This window comes from Marinobacter azerbaijanicus, from assembly GCF_030250645.1.
GTDB classification, from domain to species: Bacteria; Pseudomonadota; Gammaproteobacteria; order Pseudomonadales; family Oleiphilaceae; genus Marinobacter; species Marinobacter azerbaijanicus.
In genome coordinates this window covers 1-3,198 of sequence record NZ_JASSVS010000044.1, presented here as the reverse complement: position 1 = coordinate 3,198, position 3,198 = coordinate 1, and the positions used below count along the sequence as shown (strand labels likewise).

Below are 3,198 nucleotides of genomic sequence, written 5' to 3'. Positions count from 1 at the left end.
TCCGTCAAGGGGCGCGGATGGCTTGGGCGGCGCCGCGGGCGGGGTCGGTGGTGATGGCACAGCTCGAGCGGTCATCCAGGAGAATGGAAGCGCTGCTGGCAGCGCTCTTGAGAGCATGGAATTTTTCGGGAGTTTTTCGGGCACACGAAAAAGCCGCCTGGCGCGATGCGCCAAGCGGCTGATTCTCAAAACGTGTTGGTGGAGCCTAGCGGGATCGAACCGCTGACCTCAACACTGCCAGTGTTGCATAGCTGATTGTCTAATGTGCTGCTGATAAAGCAAAACCCACCCTGCCGACTGGAAACATATACAGCAGATACGCTCCGCGTGGTTGCTGGCGTTCCGACGAGGTTTTACGACCCTATTCGACGGAATGGTTAAGAAGCATCGCTCTCTTCCATGTGTAGGTACAGAGGGTCAAACTCGCCCGCTTCCTGTAGTTTCTCCCAGTCAGGGACGACCAGCTCCGCCCTCTTACTCTTGATCAGGCCATTGGCACGAAGAGCTTGGAGGACCCGGTTCATATGGACCGAGCTCATACCAGTCGCGTCTGCCAGCTCAGACTGTGTTATCGGCAGGTGAATGGGGCCGCCATCAGCAAGCCCCACCGCCTTCAGGCGAAACACGAGTTCGCAGAGTAGATGGGCGATCCGGGTGTAGGCCTCCCGCTGCCCATTATTCAGCGTCCATTCTCGGAGGATCGAGGCGTGTATGAGAGTCTCGCGCCATAAGGTGGCGGTGAGGCGTGGGTAGCGCTCGCATATACGGCGTATGTCGTCATGCTGAATGAACCCGACCTTGCAGGAGCTGACCGAGGCAATGCTCATATCCAGCACCATCAGGTGTAGGCTTTGTAGGTCCGGCATGTCTCCGGGAACATGCAATGCCAGAATCTGGCGATTGCCCTCGGAGGTCACTTTGTACACACAGGTGAAGCCCTCCAGGATCAAGCAGCACCGGGTCGGGCGATCACCAATGCGAACGATGTCTGCACCGGGCTTGATGGATTTTATCTGCACTGGCAGTTGCTGGAGCGCCTGCTTTTCCTCATCGCCGAGGGAGTAGCTGCTTTCCAGCTTGCGGATCATGAGGGTGTTTGGGGAAATAGGGCTTGCGTTCATGCATGAACTCCTTACTGAGCAGGACTGGAGCCCTTTTTAACTGTGTCTTCGCTCGCCTGACTTGATGAACTTTCCCTTACCCAAAGCATGCTTGATATACGGAAGTATCGCCAGGCGAGGTAAGCGGGCGTAGCTCAATGGTAGAGCTGCACCAGCGCCAGTTTCTCTTTGTTATCAGCGCACTACGCCCCAGCTTGTCTGACAAACCAGTGATTGTCTAACGGTTCGCAGCGTCAGCCGTTGAAGATCCCTCGCTAGCGCCATATGTGCTGTACACCTAACCGCCCTCACGACACCAGAGGAGAGGGGGCGCTACTCCTCCTTCTTTAGTTTCTTCGTCCAACGTTGCCGTGCGTATTTGCGCAGGTTGGCGACGTTATCGGTCTCATCAACAATGTCCTGCCCGAGGATGGTCTCGATGATGTCCTCCAAGGTGATGAGACCCACCCAGGTCCCGAGATCGTCATACACCACACAGAGGTGTTGACGATCCAGGACCATCATGGTGAACACCTGTTCGACATTGTCATCGGCGAGTACCGTCTTGACCGGGTGCATCAGAGACTTGAGGTCAGCGTCGTCTTCGGCGTGATAGGTGTCAGCCTTGTGCACGTAGCCCAGCGCCTGCTCGCCACCGTCCATCATCGGGAAGCGGGTGAAGGGAGAACGACCCAACTCTTTATCAAATTCGTTCACCGTCATACCAGGCTTGACGGTGACCGATACGGTACGCGGCGTCATTACATTCTTAACAAGGATGTCGTGAAGGTTGAGGATGTTGACGATGACACGCGTCTCTTCGGGGTCCAGCGCCTTCTCCTCCTGACCAATCTGAGCCAGTGCCTTAATCTCGCCACGCATGTCTGTGTCGAGAGCCCCCTTACCGATGCGGTTAGTGATTCTCTCAGAGAGCCAAATGAACGGTTTCAAGATCCACACCATGCCGTCGAGCATGGGGACCATCACAGTAGAGAGTTGCCGCCAGTAGGTGGCACCAATGGTCTTGGGAATAATCTCGGAAACGAAGAGGATCAGCAGTGTCATTACTGCCGAGGCAATACCGAGCCAGGCCTCACCAAAGACCACAGTAACCTGGGCACCGACGCCTGTGGCCCCCACGGTGTGGGCGACGGTATTGAGCGTCAAGATGGCGGCGAGCGGCTGATCAATGTTGTGCTTCAGGCGAGCAAGCCGCTCATGCAGCTTGGGGCGTGATTCTTTCAGCCGCGCCACATAGCTGGGGGTCATGGATAGCAGAGCGGCTTCAAGCAGCGAGCATAGGAAGGAAACGGCGATAGAGAGTGTCGCGAACGCAACAAGCAGCAGCATGGGATCTCGTTTGGTGGCCAAGGGACGCCGCGCGGAGCGGCACTAGTATCTTCACCGAATCGATCACGCGACTGCAAGGCCCAAGTCATCCTGAGCAGCGAGTGCTACACCTCGAAGCAGCGGCGCACGCCACGATACACTACCAGGTGGGATGAGTTGCCAATAGTGAAGATGAGATGAGAAGTACCTCCGGTTAGTGTTTACAGTCCCAACCATAAGCCTATACTCATCGACACGCTTCTTTTCCCACGGTTTCCTGGCTCATGCCTACATTCCTATTGGTAACGTGTTTTTGTGCGTGCTCCCTCCATTCCGACCTGATCGGACCTTGCCCCGGTTTCAACATGGTATGCATATTGTCCTGTGACCGGGGCCTTTCTCCGTTCAAGACTTGAATAAACCTTATCCTGATTGGTGCGATGCGTTGAGCTGTCTACGCGCAAATGAAAAAAGGCCCAGCCATGGCGGCCGGGCCTTCGAACAGCGCTTCCCTGCTAGCTGCTCCACTGACATCCTGTCGGTGCATCCTTGGTTACTCGAGCGTCCTGCTCGTTTTCCTCAAGAGCTTTCCTTTGCTCTAGGCTCAAAGTGCCACCTCCTATCGTCTCCCGACATAACCTGGGTTATGCGCTGTGTAAGAGATTGACCACTCGTAGCGTAAGATATTGGCTACCGCTAGAGCGTGTCGAAATGAAAAGCCCGGCCATTGCTGGCCGGGCGGTGCGATGAGACGCGTTCTTAAGGAAAC

General features: G+C 55.8%; 4 protein-coding genes and 1 tRNA gene. 2 read left to right on the top strand and 3 right to left on the bottom strand.

Going from position 1 to position 3,198, the window contains the following annotated elements; translation table 11 throughout:
- Positions 1-182: hypothetical protein (locus QPM17_RS23335; protein ID WP_285394146.1), on the top strand; the 182-nt coding region annotated here is incomplete at its 5' end.
- Positions 183-196: 14 nt separating this feature from the next.
- Here QPM17_RS23335 and QPM17_RS23330 read toward each other — a convergent pair.
- The 3 genes from QPM17_RS23330 to QPM17_RS23320 all read right to left on the bottom strand — a co-directional run bounded on the left by QPM17_RS23330 (position 197) and on the right by QPM17_RS23320 (position 2,450).
- A tRNA-OTHER gene (locus QPM17_RS23330) sits at positions 197-287 on the bottom strand.
- Positions 288-377: 90 nt separating this feature from the next.
- Complete coding sequence (locus QPM17_RS23325; RefSeq protein ID WP_285394145.1) at positions 378-1,121, bottom strand: Crp/Fnr family transcriptional regulator; 744 nt, start codon at positions 1,119-1,121, stop codon at positions 378-380.
- 312 nt (positions 1,122-1,433) lie between these two features.
- Positions 1,434-2,450, bottom strand: coding sequence for a CNNM domain-containing protein (locus QPM17_RS23320; RefSeq protein ID WP_285394144.1), 1,017 nt, complete (start codon positions 2,448-2,450; stop codon positions 1,434-1,436).
- A 3-nt stretch (positions 2,451-2,453) separates the two neighbouring features.
- Between QPM17_RS23320 and QPM17_RS23915 the strand changes: the two genes are divergently transcribed.
- On the top strand, positions 2,454-2,630 hold the full coding sequence (locus tag QPM17_RS23915) for a DUF4113 domain-containing protein (protein ID WP_422732799.1): 177 nt from the start codon (positions 2,454-2,456) through the stop codon (positions 2,628-2,630).
- The last annotated feature ends 568 nt before the right edge of the window (positions 2,631-3,198 follow it).

Bases quoted from the DNA above. Each gene is read 5' to 3' on its own strand.
- QPM17_RS23325 (WP_285394145.1), bottom strand. From the start codon at position 1,121: ATGAACGCAAGCCCTATTTCCCCAAACACCCTCATGATCCGCAAGCTG.
- QPM17_RS23320 (WP_285394144.1), bottom strand. From the start codon at position 2,450: ATGCTGCTGCTTGTTGCGTTCGCGACACTCTCTATCGCCGTTTCCTTC.